22 protein-coding genes, 2 tRNA genes and 3 pseudogenes are annotated in these 17,701 nt (G+C 58.4%); 9 read left to right on the top strand and 18 right to left on the bottom strand.

The window, feature by feature from the left end:
* The 5 genes from NB231_RS06435 to NB231_RS06415 all read right to left on the bottom strand — a co-directional run.
* The coding region (locus NB231_RS06435) for a PP2C family protein-serine/threonine phosphatase (RefSeq protein WP_005000717.1) at window positions 1-456 on the bottom strand (456 nt) is incomplete at its 3' end.
* A 318-nt stretch (window positions 457-774) separates the two neighbouring features.
* A tRNA-Arg gene (locus NB231_RS06430) sits at window positions 775-851 on the bottom strand.
* 255 nt (window positions 852-1,106) lie between these two features.
* A tRNA-Ala gene (locus NB231_RS06425) sits at window positions 1,107-1,169 on the bottom strand.
* 87 nt (window positions 1,170-1,256) lie between these two features.
* Complete coding sequence (locus NB231_RS18395; RefSeq protein WP_156776923.1) at window positions 1,257-1,547, bottom strand: hypothetical protein; 291 nt, start codon at window positions 1,545-1,547, stop codon at window positions 1,257-1,259.
* Window positions 1,548-1,986: 439 nt separating this feature from the next.
* A complete protein-coding gene (locus tag NB231_RS06415; RefSeq protein ID WP_005000714.1) occupies window positions 1,987-2,448 on the bottom strand; it encodes a transposase family protein in 462 nt (153 codons plus the stop codon).
* Between the two features lie 151 nt (window positions 2,449-2,599).
* Here NB231_RS06415 and NB231_RS19475 point away from each other — a divergent pair, with 151 nt between their 5' ends.
* The 6 genes and pseudogenes from NB231_RS19475 to NB231_RS19455 all read left to right on the top strand — a co-directional run.
* Window positions 2,600-2,815, top strand: a complete 216-nt coding sequence (locus NB231_RS19475) for a hypothetical protein (protein ID WP_005000713.1) — start codon at window positions 2,600-2,602, stop codon at window positions 2,813-2,815.
* A gap of 12 nt (window positions 2,816-2,827) precedes the next feature.
* Window positions 2,828-3,178, top strand: coding sequence for a Druantia anti-phage system protein DruA (locus NB231_RS20140; protein WP_156776922.1), 351 nt, complete (start codon window positions 2,828-2,830; stop codon window positions 3,176-3,178).
* Between the two features lie 71 nt (window positions 3,179-3,249).
* Complete coding sequence (locus NB231_RS17505) at window positions 3,250-3,477, top strand: hypothetical protein (RefSeq protein WP_005000712.1); 228 nt, start codon at window positions 3,250-3,252, stop codon at window positions 3,475-3,477.
* Window positions 3,478-3,679: 202 nt separating this feature from the next.
* Window positions 3,680-3,802 carry a hypothetical protein gene (locus NB231_RS19995; protein ID WP_005000711.1) on the top strand — a complete coding sequence of 41 codons (123 nt, stop codon included), beginning with the start codon at window positions 3,680-3,682 and terminating at the stop codon, window positions 3,800-3,802.
* Window positions 3,803-3,913: 111 nt separating this feature from the next.
* Window positions 3,914-4,225, top strand: a pseudogene (locus NB231_RS19460) (IS4 family transposase).
* A gap of 88 nt (window positions 4,226-4,313) precedes the next feature.
* Window positions 4,314-4,833, top strand: a pseudogene (locus NB231_RS19455) (integrase core domain-containing protein); the annotation flags it as partial.
* 172 nt (window positions 4,834-5,005) lie between these two features.
* On the opposite strand, the gene NB231_RS06385 reads toward NB231_RS19455, so the two are convergent.
* The 6 genes and pseudogenes from NB231_RS06385 to NB231_RS06370 all read right to left on the bottom strand — a co-directional run bounded on the left by NB231_RS06385 (window position 5,006) and on the right by NB231_RS06370 (window position 8,473).
* On the bottom strand, window positions 5,006-5,449 hold the full coding sequence (locus tag NB231_RS06385; RefSeq protein WP_040661975.1) for a universal stress protein: 444 nt from the start codon (window positions 5,447-5,449) through the stop codon (window positions 5,006-5,008).
* 201 nt (window positions 5,450-5,650) lie between these two features.
* The gene (locus NB231_RS18980) at window positions 5,651-5,869 is read right to left on the bottom strand and encodes an IS4 family transposase (protein WP_005000704.1); all 219 of its coding nucleotides are present in this window, start codon (window positions 5,867-5,869) and stop codon (window positions 5,651-5,653) included.
* On the bottom strand, window positions 5,853-6,101 hold the full coding sequence (locus NB231_RS19450; RefSeq protein WP_232210545.1) for a hypothetical protein: 249 nt from the start codon (window positions 6,099-6,101) through the stop codon (window positions 5,853-5,855). The genes NB231_RS18980 and NB231_RS19450 overlap by 17 nt, the downstream gene beginning before the upstream one ends.
* Before the next feature lie 183 nt (window positions 6,102-6,284).
* On the bottom strand, window positions 6,285-6,755 hold the full coding sequence (locus NB231_RS16705) for a transposase family protein (protein WP_005000701.1): 471 nt from the start codon (window positions 6,753-6,755) through the stop codon (window positions 6,285-6,287).
* 21 nt (window positions 6,756-6,776) lie between these two features.
* Window positions 6,777-7,226, bottom strand: coding sequence for a Druantia anti-phage system protein DruA (locus NB231_RS06375; protein ID WP_005000700.1), 450 nt, complete (start codon window positions 7,224-7,226; stop codon window positions 6,777-6,779).
* Window positions 7,227-7,393: 167 nt separating this feature from the next.
* Window positions 7,394-8,473: pseudogene (locus NB231_RS06370) on the bottom strand (IS630 family transposase).
* A gap of 497 nt (window positions 8,474-8,970) precedes the next feature.
* Between NB231_RS06370 and NB231_RS06365 the strand changes: the two are divergent.
* Window positions 8,971-10,233, top strand: a complete 1,263-nt coding sequence (locus tag NB231_RS06365) for an MFS transporter (RefSeq protein WP_198007248.1) — start codon at window positions 8,971-8,973, stop codon at window positions 10,231-10,233.
* Window positions 10,234-10,465: 232 nt separating this feature from the next.
* Here NB231_RS06365 and NB231_RS18375 read toward each other — a convergent pair whose 3' ends face one another.
* Entirely contained in the window at window positions 10,466-10,624 is a 159-nt protein-coding gene (locus NB231_RS18375; protein WP_005000696.1) for a hypothetical protein, read from the bottom strand.
* A gap of 231 nt (window positions 10,625-10,855) precedes the next feature.
* Window positions 10,856-12,079, bottom strand: coding sequence for an EAL and HDOD domain-containing protein (locus NB231_RS06360; RefSeq protein WP_005000694.1), 1,224 nt, complete (start codon window positions 12,077-12,079; stop codon window positions 10,856-10,858).
* Window positions 12,080-12,275: 196 nt separating this feature from the next.
* Here NB231_RS06360 and NB231_RS06355 point away from each other — a divergent pair, with 196 nt between their 5' ends.
* Window positions 12,276-12,593, top strand: coding sequence for a hypothetical protein (locus NB231_RS06355; protein ID WP_040661972.1), 318 nt, complete (start codon window positions 12,276-12,278; stop codon window positions 12,591-12,593).
* Window positions 12,594-12,843: 250 nt separating this feature from the next.
* Complete coding sequence (locus NB231_RS06350; RefSeq protein WP_005000691.1) at window positions 12,844-13,359, top strand: HugZ family pyridoxamine 5'-phosphate oxidase; 516 nt, start codon at window positions 12,844-12,846, stop codon at window positions 13,357-13,359.
* Window positions 13,360-13,480: 121 nt separating this feature from the next.
* On the opposite strand, the gene NB231_RS06345 is transcribed toward NB231_RS06350, so the two are convergent.
* The 5 genes from NB231_RS06345 to pqqC all read right to left on the bottom strand — a co-directional run bounded on the left by NB231_RS06345 (window position 13,481) and on the right by pqqC (window position 17,699).
* Window positions 13,481-13,834, bottom strand: coding sequence for a phasin family protein (locus tag NB231_RS06345; RefSeq protein ID WP_005000690.1), 354 nt, complete (start codon window positions 13,832-13,834; stop codon window positions 13,481-13,483).
* 272 nt (window positions 13,835-14,106) lie between these two features.
* Window positions 14,107-15,261 (bottom strand): GGDEF domain-containing protein, encoded by a 1,155-nt coding sequence (locus NB231_RS06340; RefSeq protein ID WP_232210399.1) that lies wholly within the window; start codon window positions 15,259-15,261, stop codon window positions 14,107-14,109.
* Window positions 15,262-15,570: 309 nt separating this feature from the next.
* A complete protein-coding gene (gene pqqE, locus NB231_RS06335) occupies window positions 15,571-16,701 on the bottom strand; it encodes a pyrroloquinoline quinone biosynthesis protein PqqE (protein ID WP_005000688.1) in 1,131 nt (376 codons plus the stop codon).
* A complete protein-coding gene (pqqD, locus tag NB231_RS06330; RefSeq protein ID WP_005000687.1) occupies window positions 16,676-16,963 on the bottom strand; it encodes a pyrroloquinoline quinone biosynthesis peptide chaperone PqqD in 288 nt (95 codons plus the stop codon). The genes pqqE and pqqD overlap by 26 nt, the downstream gene beginning before the upstream one ends.
* 1 nt (window position 16,964) lies before the next feature.
* Window positions 16,965-17,699: a pyrroloquinoline-quinone synthase PqqC gene (gene pqqC, locus NB231_RS06325; RefSeq protein WP_040661968.1), complete on the bottom strand. Its 735-nt coding sequence runs from the start codon at window positions 17,697-17,699 to the stop codon at window positions 16,965-16,967.
* Window positions 17,700-17,701: the final 2 nt, after the last annotated feature.

The raw sequence follows: 17,701 nt of genomic DNA, 5'->3' as shown, positions 1-17,701 counted from the left end.
GGGCTGCTCCGGCGTGATCCACGCCTGGTCCAGGGCTTCCTGGGCCAGGTTGTGGTCGCGGTGAGCCGAGAAAACAGCCCTCGTGTAGGCGATAAGCCCGTGAGTCACGACATGGGCGATGGCGATGCGCCGCTCATCGACTGCGGCGAGAACCAATGTCGTTCCCATCCCGGTGTAGCGTGGCTCGTGCTCGGCTTGGCTGAGAATGGTCTGATGAACATTATGGATCAGCTGCGCAGGATCACCGCCCCGCGCAAGCCATGAACGGTTATTCGAGTTCGACTCACGTGCGGCTTCCAAGACGGTTGCTACGGCAAGCCGGCTTGCCACATCGCCTGCGGGATGGCCACCCATGCCATCGGCGATGACCGCTACACCGGCTGCTTCGTCCCAGCCAATGGCATCCTCGTTGCGTACCCGTACACTGCCGATATGGGTTTGGCCGGCGATGATCATTTCGCCCTCCTGATCTGTATCGGTGCTTCGCTCGGGAGACCCCCGTAGGTTGGCAACCGAATGGATGAAACGGCCACAAAAGGTTCGCTCGTTCGTTCCTTTAAACGTAGGCAATTTACCTGATCTCAAGGAGAATTCTAGCGCTTCCAAGCGTCGTCTGGGCAGCTAGGCGGTGCAAGTATTGGGGGTTGGATCCGCGTGGAAGCGAATTCGACCACCGTTATTCTGGTATCAGGTAGGTCGTTTCGATACGGATGAACAAAGTGAACGATGACCGAGCAGGTCTTCGCGCGGCGAGCAGTGGCATGATGGCCCTATTGGTGCCCCGGGCAGGATTCGAACCTGCGACCTATCGCTTAGGAGGCGATCGCTCTATCCGACTGAGCTACCGGGGCAGGATAGAGTGGCGTATTGTGTAGCTTGATCCGGGGTGCACCGGAATTTGTAGCTAGATTGGTCGCGCCGCATCTACGCATCTAGCCCGGAAACTTCATGAATCGCACACGCCCTCGCTTGCCCCTTGAATCCACAGAAGATTTTGCTCAGTCGGGCGTAGTCACCGATACGCCGCTTCTTCACAAAAACTCCTGTGAATCCACAAGCTGCACAATCATTAATCATCGCGCGGATTCATGAAACTTCCGGGCTAGTGGAGCCGAGTCCCTGACCTCGCAAATGCGAATGTCGCGCTCTCCCAACTGAGCTACGGCCCCTTAATATTTGCGGTGCACAGTATAACAATGGTACTCACAGAGTACCATTGTGTTGTGTATAGACAGCTTTCCAAGACGAATTTGTTCTCATGGCCCAGTTGTGGCTGCTCCGGCTGAATGAGCGGTTAGCCTCAAGTAGTCGAGCACTTGGCGTGGCCGAGGTGCGAGTTGGCGCATCATTTCAGGGATGTATTGCCCGGGTTTTTGGAAGCGCTTGAGCACGCCGATGGCGAAGCGGCGCAGCCGTGTCACGTTGGCTGGTCCATGGCCGGTGCGGATCTGGCCGCGATCCTCGTTATAGTTCCAGTCGCTGATGTAGTGCAGGCTTGCAATGGACCAGTGGCCCCGATTGATAGCCAGTACTTGTTGCGGTGTCATCTATTGCGGCGTTCGGCTGGTGAGGCCGCCGAGAGTCTCGCAGCTGTGTTTAGCGGTTTTCTTTTCGGTGCGTTCGCGCTCGATCAACCCGACTTGACCGACGTGTGGGAAGTCGAGGTAAGTATTTAGCGCCGTGCTACACCCGATACGCCGCTGCTCGATGCGCCCATGCGCCCATGCGCAAGGCCGGCCGGTTCAGCGTAATCTGCGCGCCCCGTCGTTCAAAGAGCAGGCGGATAGCCTCGGCCAGGGTTTTCTGATTGTCTTTGGCCGTGAAGTGATAATGCGCATCGTGTGCGACGCTCTATTCAGCCAGGGCGCGCTGGGTAAGCAGGGCATCGGCGGTGATTATCGCGCCCTGAGATATCCCAGGTCTCGAGTAGTGGGATGGCCCTGCCGATTTCGTTGGTGCGCTTGGCCTCGTCTGTGTCATTGCGCTTCAGCGTGCCGACTTTTTTTGGGCGACGCAGTGCTTCGATTCGTGCCCGATCAGGCTTACGATATGGGTCTGCGCCCCGGTGTGATCGACGCCACCCTTCATGATTTTGCCATCCATGGCCAGCGCCTCCTCTGAGTTGAGCTGAGCGGCCTGCCAGGCTTGTAGGCGCCGATCCAGAGCCTCTGGGCCGAGGCGCACCAAGCAATCGCGGATCACATACAGGCTGGGCACGAGGTAATGCCCATTGACGCGCCGGCAACCAAAACGCCGGCGGGCCGCTTGAGCCAATGAACTCGCCCATTCGGCCATCGACTTGTAGCCCTGCATACCGCACAAGGAGGCGCCGGCAGCGAGTGTCAGCACCACAGGCAGGCGATGGCGCCGGCCCTCGGCGCGGTGTGGATCGGGTAGATCGGTAAAATACTGGGGCAACGAACGCATTTGTGTGGCGGAAAGTGCCATACGAGGGTCTCCGGATAGACCAAGGGTCACATCGTTACCCGCAACTTATCCGTTGGGTTGAACGCAGCCGCCGCGAACTGGTGCAATGCACCCGATGATAACCGCTACCGGGTGCGATTCGGGATGGAGAAGGCAGAAGGACTGAGGATTTATGGGAGGGCTCTGGAGTCCAGCCGACTTGGAGCGGATTCGTGAGGAGATTCGGCAAGCCTCGCCGCCGTTGCGCGCCGAGGTGGCACGGCGGGTGTGCTGGCTACACGCCCTTACCCTGGGCCCAGATACGCTATTTGATCTGCTGCGGCACGGTGCTGTTGGGGCGCTGGGATTTGGTGCGGCCGCCTGGAAGGTGGCAATGCGGGATGAGTAGATCGGTTGGTCGGTGTCGGTACGCGAGCAGCACCTCTGGGTGGTGCTCAATAAGACTCGCTTTCTGAGCTTGCCCTGGGTTCAGATGCGCAATTTGGCCTCCCGGGTGCTGTCGTTGGTCGCGCGTCGCATTGGCGCAGACTTCCAAGCCCGTTACGGCCTCCCCCGGTGTTGCTGGAGAGCTTTGTCGAGGTGCCGCGGTTGCGGGACACTTGCTATCCGGCCGCCAACTGGGCGTGTCTCGGGTCGACCACCGGACGCGGCAAGCGTGATCGCAGCCACCGTGCTCGCCTGCCGGTGCATTCAGGAGACCACCGAGCTCGGCTACTTCACCAAGGGCGACATGCAGGGCCCGGGCCGCTGAACTACGAGGCCCGCCAGGGACTGTAGCTGCACCCCACCCTGGCGCTCACGCCCGAGCGGCTGTGTCTGGGAGTGATCGATGTCTGGAGCTGGACCCGTGAGCCAGGCTGCCTGGGCGCGCCCAAGGACGCTCGCCGGCCCATCGAAGAGAAGGAGAGCCAGCGTTGGCTGGCAGGCTACCGGCGGGTGTGTGAGCGACAGGCCGAGCTCCCTGAGACACAGCTCATCTATCTCGCCGATCGGGAGGCGGACATCTACGAGATCTTCGTCGAACGAGAGGCAAACAGGGCGGCCGAGTGACTGACTCGTGGCCAGCACGATCGCAAGCTCAGCGACGACAGAACGTTGCGCCAAGCCCTCGATGAGGCCCCCGAGCTCGATCGGATCGAGTTCGATATACTCAAGAGCGGACAGCGTAAGGCGCATCGCCCAGAGCCTGCGCTCGGTACGGGTTACGCTCAAGGCGCCGTTTCGCAGCGACCACCAACCACCCGATGTCGAAATGAGCGCGTTGCTGGCGCAAGAGCTGGATCCGCCCGCCGGAGCTGAGCCCATCGAGTGGCTGTTACTGAGCAGTTTACCGGTGGACACGGCCGAGCAGGCCGGCGAACTGCTGCAATGCTAGCTTTGTCGCAGGCAAGCGGAGATTTATTTTCGCATCCTGAAATCGGGCTGCAAGGTTGAGGAATTGCAGCTCGAGAAGCTCGAGCGTCTGGAGCCGACACTGGCCTTCTACATGATCATCGCCTGGCGGGTGCTGTATCTGACCCTGCTGGGCCGCGAATGCCCGGAAATGCCATGTGATGTGGTCTTTGCCGAGAAGGAGTGGCAAACCATCTACATCGTCGCCAAATGCAAACCGCCGCCCGAATAACCACCCCCACTCGATCAGAGGGTGCGCAGGGTGGGCGGTTTCAGCGGATTGCTGAACCGCAAAGGGGATGGCTTCCCAGGCCCACAGACAATATGGATCGGGCTGCAACGCGGTCGCGATTTTGTGCTCACGCTCGGGGCTACACGTGCCATGCAAGAGCCGAGTTGTGGGTAAAAAACTGTCCGGTTCCGTGTGATTCTATTGGACAGCGGGTCTGGCCTGCGTGCGTGGCCCGTGATGCGACAACTCTACCGGCACCTTTGAGACTACCCGACGCTACCTGTTCGTGGCCATCGACCGTGCCACGCGTTGGGTGTATGTGTGCAGCTACGCCAATCAGAGCCAGACGAGCAGCACCGACTTCCTGCGCCGTCTGCACACCGCGGCGCCAATGAGGATCGAGAAACTGCTAACCGACAACGGTAGCCAGTTCACCGATCGCTTCACGGCCCAGGATAGAAAGCCCACGGGCGAGCATGTCTTTGATCGCTAGTGCGCGAAGCTCGACATTGAGCACCGTCTGATCAAGCCCCGCCATCCACAGACCAATGGCATGGTGGAGCGCTTCAACGGGCGTATCAGCGACGTCCTTGCTACTACGCACTTTCGCTCAGGCGAGGATTTGCAAACAACCATCGAGCGCCATGTGAAGCTCTACAATGAGCACTTGCCGCAACGCGCACTGCAACACCAGCCTGCCGTTGCAGGCATTACACTCTTGGCGCACTGAGCACCCAGAGTTGTTCGTCAGAAAACTAAAGAATCAGACGGGACTTGATTGATAAGGTGCCCTTATTTTTGAAAATGAGCCATGTCTTGATCTTGTTTTATCTTAAAATTATAACTTTTGGTATTAATCTTAATTGGGTTAAGTTTGCATTTATCAAAACCTTGAAAAATGCCCTACGAAATCTTTTAATATATAATACGATACTTGTCTAACCAGATCGTCCCTCATGGACTCCGCACAGTAAGTACAGGGCAAGTGGCCTTCCTCACCACGTTTTCTGCCACACTGCCGATAATCACATGTTGAAGACCCGTCCTACCGTGGGTGCCCATTACTATCATTTCCACCGCTTTTTCCTTGGCTGCCTTCAGAATTTCCTCGATGGGTTTACCCATTACAACGATTGCCTCTACTTCGACCTTCTTTCCGTCCCTTTCGTAGGCCAAATCCTCTTGGAGCTCTTTTCGTATGCGCTCTATTGTCTCCGGCGTCGGTTTGGGCACTTCAAATCCTAGAGGGGTCTCATGGCCGAAATTACGGATATCAACGACATGTATAGGATACAGCTTGGCTCCCTCCCTGGCTGCGATATGTGCGGCATACTTCATAGCTTCCGAAGAACACTCAGAGTAATCAACCGGGCAAAGTACTCTTCTTATAGTGACCATTTCATACCTCTCCTATATTGCATAGACCGTGATAGTAAGCTTTTTAGACCATAAACGTCATCCGTTAATTGCCTCCCCGAGGTAAAGGGTTTCAGGTCAGAACCAGTGCAGGATTAGATATAAGGCCGGCCTGAGTTAATGTCAAATCTAACGGGGCTTCGCCTCAAATCGACCTGACCTTTACCCATAAGTTGGCTGACATCAAGGTGGGTCGCGGTTGGCTCGCAGGGCCTTGGTCAATACCCGATACATGACGGTGATGTCGTCGAGGCGTTGCAAGCCGTGCCACAGGGTCTGCGTGCCGGGCTCGCCATCACACTTGCGCCCGAGGAAGCCCCCGAGGGCGGCGACCAGGCGCATGGCCTCGCGCAGACTCGGCTCGTCCTCGGCGCGCGGGTTGGGGTTATGCCCAGTGCGCACCCGCAGCGCCTTCCATTGAGCGGGCTCGAAGTACACGCGCGCCGGGCGGGTGTTCTTCGAGCAGGTCATCCGCGAGAACATCGACCTCGGACGCCCCGATCAAGTGCAGCTGATCTTCGATCGGCGCATCACCCGGCGCACCCCGGGGCGTTTTCGCTCGCGCGTGATCACCGACGGTGTGGTGCCCTCCCTGCACCTCGACTATAAGCACAGTCGCATCAAGCAGTACCATAAGGAGGGCCGGGCGCTGCGCACCGAGACCACCATCAACGGACACCTACGAGTTCAACATCGGCAGACGGCTCAACAACCTTCCTGCACTCCAGGAGGTCGGCTTCCAAGCCAACCGACGTCTCCTCGACGTCCAACGTATCAGCCACAATGCCACCCTCAGTGCGCTGAGCCTTCGAGCGCCTCAATCAGCCACAGATCCACGACGATCCAGAGCCTCTGGGCCGAGGCGCACCAAGCAATCGCGGATCACATACAGGCTGGGTACGAGGTAATGCCCATTGCCGCGCCGGCAACCGAAACGCTGGCGGGCCGCTTGACCCAATGAACTCGCCCATTCGGCCATCGCCTTGTAGCTCTGCATACCGCACAGGGAGGCGCCGGCGGTGAGTGCCGGCACCACAGGCAGGCGATGGCGCCGGCCTTGGGCGCGGCGTGGATCGGGTAGATCGGTAAAATACTGGGGCAACGCGCGCATTTGTGCGGCGGAAAGTGCCATACGAGGGTCTCCGAATAGACCAGGGGCTGCGCGATCGGGATGGTTCAACAGCCTCGCAACGTTGCGCTGTAGCGGATAGACAAACACCCGCTTGGGGCGCTCGGGGGTGTTGCTGTAGCCACCTCGGATGCGGCGAAAGCCGCGGGTCAGGCCCAATTCGAGCCAGTTCGCGGCGCGCTAGACGCCGCCGTGGAAACGACAGGGATCGACAAAAGTCTCCAACAACAACAGCCGATGCCCGAAGCGCTGCGGCCAATCCGCGGCCGTGCGGCGGGCCACAAGAGCGAGCACGCGTGAGCCGAGGTTCGGATAGTGGCCTTCAGGAAGAATCAGGCAGCGAGTGTTGTTGGCGATGAGCTTGAGCCGGTCGAGCTGGGTGCGAAAACCCCAGCCGATCCAGTCATCTCGCACGCCACACTTGAGCGCGGCCGCCGATAGACCGATCTGGGCCAGCCACCGCCCGCGCCAGGTCGCGACGTACCACAGCGTCTCGCCGATCTTGGGCAATGCGCCGAGGTAATGATGCGCCGCCATCTGAGCCTGATAGCGAGACTCCTCATGGCGTTCGACCGGGCGGACGATGAAATCGGATAAGATGGATGCGACGACTGGAAAGGGTTGTGTCATGCGGTCTTTGTAGCCGCCTGCAATCCAGCAATTGGCCTTAACTCTTTGCTAGGAATGGCCTGTAGGAATGGCCTGTCTGTGCAGAATAAATTAGCTCTGGAGCGCTTCTTGAAGGTTGCGTGGGTTTCGTCCATACTGCCACCGCTCGGATAACCGTATAACAGATGCTAGTGTAGTATTTCATTCTGTTTGGAACTTAAGCGTGAGTTGGCCCGAATGACCTTTTGCAGGATGTCGCGCGCGCTCTTGGTCCAGATGAGCGGTTTGGATTTGGCATTGTGATGGGCGACGTATTCATGGATGGCTGCCTCAAGTTCGGCCACGCTGGTGAACGCACCGCGGCGCAGCCGCGCGGTGGTGATGTCGCGAAAAAATCGTTCCACCCTGTTCAGCCACGAAGCCGAGGTGGGCGTGAAGTGCATGTGAAATCGTGGGTGTTTGGCCAGCCACTGTTGCACCTTCGGATATTTATGCGTGGCGTAGTTGTCCGCGATCAGATGCAGGGCCTCGTCTTTGGGCGTCTCGCGGTCGATTCTACGCCGGAACTTCAACCACTCGGCGTGGGTGTGCCGCGATTGGCACTGACCGATGACCGTGCCATCGAGCACGTTCATCGCTGCAAACAACGTGGTTGTACCGTGGCGCTTGTAATGGTGTGTCATCGTCTGTGCGCGGTCCTTCTTCAGCAGCAGGCCGGGTGGCGTCCGGTGCAGTGCCTGTACCCGGATCTTCTCGTCACAACAGAGCACCAGCGCGTGCTCACGGGGCGTCATGTACAGCCCCGCGATGTCTTCGAGCATCTCGGCAAACTTCGGATCGCACGAGATCTTGAAGCCGCGCACGAGGTGCGGCTTCAGACCGCGCGCCTGCCAGTGTCACCACACCGCGCTGGGATCGACACCCAACTCAGCCGCCATCTTGCGGGTGCTCCAGCAATGCGTGGCAGCCTTGGGTTTACTCTGTTTCGTCAGCTCCACCAGCCGCGCCACAGCCACCTTCACCGCCGGTGCGCCGCACGGCAAGTCGCGCTCTATGCTGGCGGTCCCTGCTTGCCGGTAGCGCTCGCGCCACTTGCCCCTGGACGATGCCCTGCTGTGCGGCGATCTCCTTGTTGGCAGACCCCGCGCCACCAGCAGGACAATTCTGGCGCGCAGCGCCAAGCGCACGCTGGTACGCCGCGAACACGACAGCCGGGTCAGTTCGGTCTGCTCTTTGTCGGTCAACACGATTGGCGGAGCAACTCGCATGCGCTTGATTCAATGCCACAGAAGATAATGCATTGGAATGACTCAACCACACTGGGTTCCGTCAAGAATGGAACAGGACACTAGCGTGCTCCTATGAGCAGTTCAGTCACTGCCCGGCCATGCGGATGCTTCAGCGTGACAAGCTCAACAGCGAAAAACAGTATAAATGAAGTTCTTCTCGGGTCGAACAATCAATTCTTGGGCATCATTCTGACCAATTGCGTGACAATCCTGCATCACTGCTTCCGCGCTCAAGCAGCAAAAAACATGGAGTTCAGCATTCGTAGCCGAGAAGAATAGGGCGTTATGTATGTGCTCCCATAATTTTCAAATTGGCGTAATGTGATTTGAGCCGGGCTTCCTAAAGGGGTGCCATCAGTATCAATCTGGAGTCATCAAGAACTATTCATGATTCGTGATCTGACCTCGAATGCAAGTGTGGTGAGCCGGTAATTAAAATACTTGGCAAGTAAATATATCTTTTATAGGAGGAAGTCGTGGGAAATCCATCTGTCGCGGATGATTTTAAGGGCGAGGCGCCGGGTAACTCCAGGGTTATGTTACTGGCTTTCCTTGGGTTTTCGCTCGGTTTTGCGATTTGGGGAATGTTTTCGGCGCTCGCCCCCTTTTTGATCGAGTGGTACGATTTCAGCTCCACTCAGGTGCTCATCCTGGCTGCGATGGAGCCCTTGTTCGCGGCTGCTATCAGCATCCCGCTTGGCATCTGGACGGACAAATATGGCGGCCGGAGGGTTTTTGCGATTTTGCTTCTGACCCTCGTTATTCCCCTGGCTTACGGATACTTCGCCGATAGTTACCTCGGCTTTTTGGCTGTGGGTTTGTTGCTGGGGCTCGGGGGGGCGAGTTTCGTGGTCGGCAATGCTCATGTATCGAACTGGTACCCCCGATCGAAGCAGGGCACAGCCCTTGGCATTTTTGCTCTGGGCAATCTCGGAATCATCGTCGGCTTGATGACCGTCACTTTCGTGGTTGATAACGCCTCGGGCCCGGACGGCTGGCGCCTGATATTCCCGATTTTCGCCACGGCTGCGCTGGTGATGGCGCTGCTCTATTGGCTCTTTACGACCGATTCGCCGTATCGCGTGCAGAAAGGCCTTAAGATGCGTGACATCATCGGCGTGTATCGTTCGGGCGTGGTGGTATGGCTGGTTGCTTACCTTTACTGGGTGGCATTCGGTACCCTCGTCTTCTTCGCATCGTTTATGCCGACCTATCTGGCTACCCAGTGGCATGTAGATCCCAGCCACGCGTCCATGGTGTACACCCCGCTGATGGTGGTCTGCGTCGCCATTACCCGGCCGCTGGGCGGCTGGTTGGCCGACCGTTACGATACCATGAGCGTTCTGATGCCGATGTTCTGCGTTATGGCCCTTCTGACCCTGCTTGTCGCCATGCAGATGTCACTAAAGATTGAGCTGTTCGCCATTTATGCGCATGCGCTAATCTCTGGCGCTGCCGCGGCAGGGGTGATCAAGCTGATTCCGGTCTACTTCCGGCAGGTCGGCACGGTCAGTGGGCTGGCCAAGGCCGCCGGCGCAGCCTGCGGGGCCACCATGACGGCTGTCATGGCCATCAGTACGTCTTTGGGCGGTTATACCGGAGGCTTTGTCGTCTGGGCGCTGATGAACATCGCCGCATTCTACATCGTGTTTACACGCGTCGGATTCAAGGATGCAGAGCCCATAGACTATTCCATAAATTATACCGAAGCTTCACAAATGCAGACCGAAGCTCGATAAATGCAGAATAATGACCTAATAGGTCTAGGCGGTCTGTTTGGGAGCTGGCATTCTCAGGTCCTGGAATAAATAGAGCTGTGCGCCGGCCGGTTTGCACCCTTGTAGGGGCGGCCGGCGATGCGCACGGTATGGCTGCTGAATTTGGTGCGGGATGCGCCTACACCCCGCTCCGGCAGTGTGCTTGCACTTCCGGAGCGGGTGTAGGCGCGGTAGCGCTAGGGCCAGAAACAGATCAGAGCATGGGTCGCGGATGCGATCCGGCAGGCGGTGTCTCTGCCAGGGCGCCGTCGGTGACGGCCGAGCCATCTTCTGCCGACTCCGCCCGGGCGGTGAATTCCGGGTGCAGGCGGGTGATCAACGCGGTGAACTCGCGGTAGCGACGCTCCGGCATTGGAGAATGTAGTCCACGGCAAGCTTGTGCGCCGTGCCGAGCGTGTAGTATTGAGTCGGTTTTTTGCTCAAGAAATTGATTTTATTATAAAAAATAAATGGCATCCAAATTTATTTGCATGGTGGCTGCAACGAGAATGCATGCGTTTCTGCGATTAATTGCCCGATAGAGTTGCCTTTGCTCGTAAGCGCGCTCGCCCGCTCCGCGGTGTTGAGCGGTGCGGATGCAAGGTCAGTGCTCGTTGAGGGAGGCGAGCAGCTCATTGCTCTCATCGGCCCAGCGCACCGCCTCCAGATAGGCCTGCGTGTGCAGCTCGACGTCGATGGCTCGGCTTTCCAAACTGTGCCAGTGGGCGCGTTCATAGCCGAGTACGCATTCCAGCAGATTCCCCAGCGTACCTTCGTGTCCAAGCAGCGCCAGCTTAATCTCGGCACTCAGGGGGATACTGTCGAGCAATTCTTCCATGGGTTGCTCCATGATCGCATCCAAAGCGGAAAACAGCCCGACAGTGAATGCTTGCTCAGGGGTGGCGAGTCCGAGTCGGCGCGCTAATAGTTCTGCCATTCGTGCGCGTACGAGCACCATGCGCAGCAATTCCTTCGGCCGCGACGACTCTAGGCGGGAGAGCGCCATCAATGAGGCCCAGTTACGAATCGTGCGTGAGCCGAGCAGTATGATGGCCTCACGTAAAGAGGTGATTTCTCGTCGCAGGGCGAAGCTGGCACAGTTGACGTAGCGCAGCAGGCGATAGGAGAAGGTTGCGTCCTGGACGATGATGCGCTCGAGTTCTTCCAGCGAAGCTGCAGGATCCATAAGCCGCCCGAGCAACGCCACAACGGTTGCATGTACGCCGGGCAGGCCTTGGCCCCACACGACCTTGGGTCGGCAAAAGAAGAATCCCTGAAAGGCCGCGCAGCCAAGTTCTCGGCAATACTCATACATCTCCGGCGTTTCCACCCGAGCCGCGATCACGGTAATGCCCTGGGCGTGCAGCCAACGCAGATTCTGGGCGATCCGCTCGCGGGAAAGCGCGAGCACATCCAGTTTGACGTAATCGACCAGTTCGATGAGGGGAGCGTGTTCGGGCGAACAGGTAAGTCCGTCCAATACGAGACGATAGCCAGCATGGCGATAGCGCTTCAGGCCCGCTACCAGTCGAGCGTCGACGCCGATGTCCTGCGCTACTTCGAGAGCCACCTGTTCAGGGCTCATGGGGAGCGGGATATCGCCGGTAAGAAACGGTCGAGTGAGGTTGATGAAGGCACGCTGACTGCCGACGATCCGCTCCAGGCCCATCTCCATGTAGCTATTCACGATCAGCTGAGCGCTGGCCAGATCCGCATCCTCGATCTGCGCATGATCGTCCATGCCGGAACGAAACAAAAGCTCGTAGCCGACCACCTGTAAGTTTATATCGACGATAGGTTGACGACCTATGAAGAGATCTTGCGTCACTGGTATATCCTTAGTGGGTCGAAGCCCGGTCGGTCCAGCTTAATAGTGTTGCACTACCCGGTCGAGTGAGGTACCTGTGTAATGTGAACCAGCATAAAAATATGCTCAAAGCAATTTTTCGGCTGCAGGATGGTCTATATGTAAGCAATGGTGTCTACTGAGCGTGGGGATCATTAACAGGGAGGTCTTTACGAAGATGCGGATTGAGATACATGTTGAGCGCTTTTGCTTGAACCGGCACTTGTATCGCTACATTCGGCGCAAGGTGTTGGCCTGCATCGGCGAGTGGAAGGCCCGCGTGCGCAAGGTCATGGTTTCGCTTACCGATGTGATGCTTGGCTGCGGCAGTATTGAAAAGCGCTGCTTAGTTGAGATGGAGTTAGATGGGTTGCCCGGAGGGGTTGTCTGTCAGCAAATCGATCGCGATACTTTGTGCGCCATCGATCGATCCATGGCCTGTATGGGCGGGTTGCTGCGCTGCACCTTGCTGGCGAGTGAAGTAAGCTCCGGCTAATTGTCCGAAGGCCCAACCGGCGTCGTGGTTGCTTGCTTTGGTCAGTTGCAGCAGGAGGGGCGCGGGCAGCAAGTGCTCTGGATCAATCAACGCAGCTGGGTCATCCACTGTTTAGCTCCCTTGCTCGGGCAAGCGTCTCTATGCTGGCAGTTAGCGGGGTATAGGTCGCGAGCGGGGGTAACTCAGCCGGTTCCGGTTAGTGGTTGCCCGAGGATGAGCTTGCTCTCCTGATCCGGATCGGAACCAAACCATGAACAAATGGCCTGAGTGGGCATCTGATGAGATTGTGGGCGAGCTGACCGCACTACGGGAATCACAGCGCAGCGTGATTCTGGCTACGGTCGGCTCAGCCGGGTATCCGGAAGCCAGCTATGCGCCCTACGTTTGTGACGAGCGGGATACTTTTTATATTCTCGTCAGCCAGCTGGCCCGTCATACCCGCAATTTAGAGGTGGATCGCAAGGCGAGTCTATTGTTTATCGAGCCCGAGGGTTCGGCGCGGCAGATCTTCGCGCGTCGTCGTCTGACTTATCGCTGCGAGGCCGAGCCAATCGCCCGCGATACTCCGCAGTGGCGAGCTCAGCTCGTCGCCATGCAGCGGTGTTTCGGTGCTGTCGTGGGCCAGCTCAGCCAACTCTCCGATTTTCGGTTATTTCGGCTGGTGCCGCTGGAAGGCCGCTACGTGCGGGGGTTTGGGCAGGCATTTCAGTGGTGGCGTGCTGAACACGCTGGCTGGACACCCATCGGAGCCGATGATCGGCGCTAACCGATCGGCTCAGGCGGAATCCGGGTATGTCGTAAGGTGGTCGAGCGCGCGAAGCCGCCGGCTGGAGAAATGATCCGGCGGCTTCGCCTAGCCCTTGCTAGAAAACTAGAAAAGCTTATTGCTAAGCGGTCTTGCTAAGGCCGTTGGCGCTCTCTTGGGCCAGCCGCTGTGCCTTCTCGGCGAACTCCCGGTTCAGTGCGACCACCATCTCGGCATCACCCTTTACCCGTTCCCCAAGGGTTTTGACAGCTTCCTGTTGACCCTGGACGTAGTTTTCAAAATCCTTTGGTTCGCGGATCTCGAGCGCTGCCCGCACCTGCTGTAGACTGAGCTCCGTATACGCTTTCGTCGCCTCCAGCTGGACGCTGATCAGTTTCTCTAGATGCTCCACGCCGAGCCCCATGAAGGCACGGGTGGGGCCTATCAGCAGCCGCTCGAACTGTTCGTTGAATTGGTCGGGAGTGTTGGTGCTCATTGCCCTCTCCTTGCGTTTGTCGGGGGGAGGTCCAGCCTATCCGGACTTGTTGCACTGCACAATAACAGTTGCTAGAAAGTAATTCAACAGCGATTTTCGATGCTTTTGGTCAATAGGCGTCGTAATGAATGCGATCGGCTGATTGTGGGGTTTTTGGTCGCAAGCCAGGGAACGTAAACAGGGCAACCAGTGCGTATGATCGGCCGGATTGGTCGAGGATGGGGCCGTTATTTTGCAAGATTCAGGATGAGGGAAGATGTTGGGAGCAGCCGTCAAGCGGCGACTTCCTGTCCATCTGTGAGTACGGCCCGATTTTTACCGTGCTGTTTGGCCCGGTACATGCGTTGATCTGCAAGCTCCACCAGCCGCATCCAACTGGCGGTATCATCCGCTAGGCGTTCGGCTACGCCTATACTGGCAGTCAGGAGGGACCCATTGGGGCGATATCCAAAGCCTGTCGCGTGCAGCCGGTCGATGGCGATGCGGGCACCGGCGATGTCCGTGTTGGGCATGATCACCAGAAACTCCTCGCCGCCCCAACGCACCAGAATGTCGCCGCGGCGCACCCCCTCCTGGATACGCTTAGCCGCCTGCCGAAGGGCATTGTCCCCCTCATCGTGACCGTAAGTGTCATTGATCGACTTGAAATTATCCAAGTCCATGAATGCCAATGCCAGCGGTGTTTTCTGGCGCTCGGCTTGACGATACAGCAGGCCAAGCAGCTCCTCGCCGGTTCGGCGGGTAAACCCCTTGGTGAGAGTGTCGTGGGAGGCCTGCACCACCAGTACCATCATGAAATGGAGCTGCATTATTCCGGCAAGGGTGGCTACCATGCTGATTAATAGCAGCAACCACATTGAGCCGGCGTATTCGGCCCAGCCGCTAACATCGAGCTGCATGAAGGCGACCAACAGCACCGCTAGGCCCGAGGGCAATGCGAATAACAGACCTTCCAGCGCCGTGATCGGGAACATCGCCAGACCCGCTACCATGACGAAGGGTAAGAACGCATAGCCCACAGCCAGCATCGAGGCGAACGCGTCCATGTTGAACGCACTCATCAATGGATGTGAAAATAGATAGAAAAGGGTGGGGATGGCTAACAGTAGGCTGAGTGCATGGTAGGCATCGGGCATAGCATCCGAGCGAGCGAAGGAGCATGCCAGTATCCCGAAGGCAAGGCTTGCCAAAACACGGCTGCCGGTCAAGATACCCCACAACGGCCAGCTGAAAGCATAGTAATCAACAAGTATCCACCAGGGAGTAAGGAGGGCGAACAGACCCGCCACGATGCGCACGCGTGAAATAATCAGAGTGGCACGGCGGTGTTGTACCAGGGCCGAATGTCGCGATGGAAGCACTAGGCTGGCCGCATCACCGCATCCGGAACGACCCACCCGGTCAAGGGCGGTATTGAGTACAGCCACGAGCGATTGTGCGTTGATGTTATTATTCTCCCGTCTGACGGTCCTTCGGGCGACGAGGGCTCGGATTCCCTTTCCTGCGTGTGTCCTCGCATCTTACGGCGGGGCTTAATGCCGGGCCAATGGCAGTTCCCAGACACAGCCGAGCGAACGTACCCGTAGAGAATTGCCAAGGCGACACTACCCACCTGTTTTCTATGTTTAGGGCGAGCCGTAGCACTCCATAATAGCAAGGCCGGGCTGATCGAACATCCCCAGCGCCTGTTGCGCTGTTAGGCGTTCTATTCAGTGGGGGTTGCGCTCGCTAGCCGATCACTTAGGGATGCCGTGGTAAATGCGAGAATTGCAGCTGTTGCGAAAGCGTATCGGTCGGGCCGGAGTATTTCCGGCGGCATTGGCGAGTGCGACCACCCGTTGATGTTCCGGCGATTTCGCGCACACCGGATCGGCATTGCTCGGATCGCCGGTGAATAGATAGGCCTGACAGCGGCAGCCGCCAAAATCCTTGTGCTTCTCCGGGCAGCTAAGGCAAGGCTCGCGCATCCAATCGAAGCCGCGAAAGCGGTTGAAAGCAGCGGAGTCCCGCCAGATTTCGGCAAGGCTGGCGTTGCGCACATTGGGGAAGCTCAGGCCAGGCAGTTCGCCCGCCGAATGGCAGGGTAGGGCCGTGCCGTCCGGAGCGATGTCGAGAAAGACACTACCCCAGCCATTGACACAGGCCTTGGGGCGTTGCTCGAAGTAGTCCGCAACGACGTAGAGGATCTTCATACTGCTGGCATAGCGCTGCTGGCAACGATGGGCGGTTGCCTCGGCCTGCTCGACCTGCGCACGGCTGGGCAGCAGCGCCTGGCGATTGAGCCACGCCCAGCCATGGTATTGTGTGTTTGCAAGCTCTACGTAATCAGCGCCGAGACGGCTCGCCAGCTCGCAGAAGAGCTCGATTTGCTCGATGTTGTGACGGTGAATGACGAAACAGAGCACCATCGGGAAGCCGTTTGCCTTCACCTGTCGCGCCATCTCGAGCTTATGCGCGAAAGCCTGCGTGCCGGCGAGGTAGTCGTTGAGAACCGGCTCGCTCGCCTGAAAACTGATCTGGATGTGATCGAGGCCGGCATTGCGTAATGCGGCGACACGTCGGGCATCCATGCCAATACCGGAGGTGATGAGGTTGCTGTAATAACCGAGTCGGCGTGCCTCGGCGATCAGCACTTCCAGATCGCTGCGCGTTAACGGTTCTCCACCGGAGAAGCCAAGCTGGCAGGCACCGAGGGCGCGCGCCTCACGCAGTACGCGCAGCCAGTTCGCCGTGTCGAGCTCTGCGCGATGGCGCGCAAATGCCAGTGGGTTGCTGCAGTAGGGGCATTGCAGCGGGCACGCGTAGGTGAGCTCTGCGAGCAGCCACAGCGGTGGAGAAACCCTAAACGGTGCGAAGCCAGCCTTCATTACGGGCGATCTCCATGAATTCCAGCACATCCGCGCTCAGATGGGTCGCGGCATCGGTCTCCGGGTAGAGGCGCTGCAGATCGGCGATGATCTCGGCTACGCGATGCATGCCGTCGCAGCGGGTTAGGATTTCTCCTGCCGTGGCGTTAAGCGTAACCATGCCTTCAGGGTAGAGCAGCACATAGGCATTCTGCACCGGCTCCCACTGCAATCGGTAAGTCGGAGTGAGTCGTACAATCGTCTGCGTGGTCAATGCGGCCATGTCAGTCGCCCGCGACGTTAAAAAACGGCGGCATGCCTACCACATAGGCCAGGTACATCGCATCGAGCATGGCCCAGAGAACTTCGAGTTTGAACTTGACGATGCGCACCGCGCGATCCTGGCTTGCCGGGGTGTCGCAATGATCGAGTACCAAAGCGAGTCCGTGCCGCCCGTCTTGCCGGGCTACTTCGAGGCGGCTGCGAAAATAGGCTAAGCCGGCGGGATCGACCCAGGGATAGTGAGTCGGCCAGCTGTTCAGACGTTCGCGATGGATGCCCGGCGCGAACAGCTCGGTGAGCGAGGCGCACACCCCGTCCTGCCAAGACCCCCAGCGCACCAAATTTACATAGGCGTCCACCGCGAATCGAACACCAGGCAAAACCTGACGCTCGGAGATCAGCTCTGTCCGGCTCAGGCCGACGGCCTCGCCGAGGTTGATCCATGCTTCGATCCCCCCTTCGCTGCCCGTGCGGCCGTCCTGATCGAGGAGCCTGTGCAGCCAGTGCCGCCGCACGGCCCGATCCGGACATTGGGAGATCAGTGCCGCGTCTTTCAGTGGGATGCTGATTTGGTAATAATAGCGGTTGGCAACCCAACCCTGGAGTTGGTGTCGCGAGAGTTCGCCGCGATTCATCATCATTTGATAAGGGTGGTGGCTATGGTAATACTTGCCCAGAGCGCGCAGTCTCGCTTCGAAGCCCGTCCGGCCCGCTGCGCTTTGTGACGCTACGCCCATGG

The sequence above is a fragment of the Nitrococcus mobilis Nb-231 genome, assembly GCF_000153205.1.
In the GTDB taxonomy this organism is placed as follows: domain Bacteria; phylum Pseudomonadota; class Gammaproteobacteria; order Nitrococcales; family Nitrococcaceae; genus Nitrococcus; species Nitrococcus mobilis.
The sequence above is the reverse complement of the archived record's forward strand: the minus strand, read 5'-3'. Positions and strand labels throughout refer to the sequence as shown.